Origin of the sequence: Streptomyces griseicoloratus (assembly GCF_014534645.1) — a bacterium.
GTDB lineage: Bacteria > Actinomycetota > Actinomycetes > Streptomycetales > Streptomycetaceae > Streptomyces > Streptomyces griseicoloratus.
This window is the reverse complement of record NZ_JACVQF010000128.1, coordinates 1-218: the sequence shown is the minus strand read 5'-3', so window position 1 is coordinate 218 and position 218 is coordinate 1. Positions and strand designations below refer to the sequence as shown.

Here is a 218-nt window from a genome sequence, read left to right as displayed (position 1 = left end):
CCCTTCCGCATCGACACCACGACCCGGTCCCCGGGCCGCACCCCCAGCTCCCCCAACCGGTCGGCGACCCACCCCGCACACCCCGCCAGCTCCCCGTACGAGAGCTGCCCGGAGGACCAGATGACAGCCGGTGCATGCGGCACCGACGCCGCCCGCTCGAAGAACGGCTCATGCAGCAACCCCACCGGCAGCGAACGCTCTGTGGCGTTCACCCCCGC

The 218-nt window shown here is 72.9% G+C and carries 1 protein-coding gene; it reads right to left on the bottom strand.

Going from position 1 to position 218, the window contains the following annotated elements; genetic code table 11:
* A partial coding sequence (locus H0H10_RS39605; RefSeq protein ID WP_223179324.1) for an AMP-binding protein occupies positions 1–185 on the bottom strand: 185 nt, incomplete at its 3' end.
* Between the last annotated feature and the right edge of the window lie 33 nt (positions 186–218).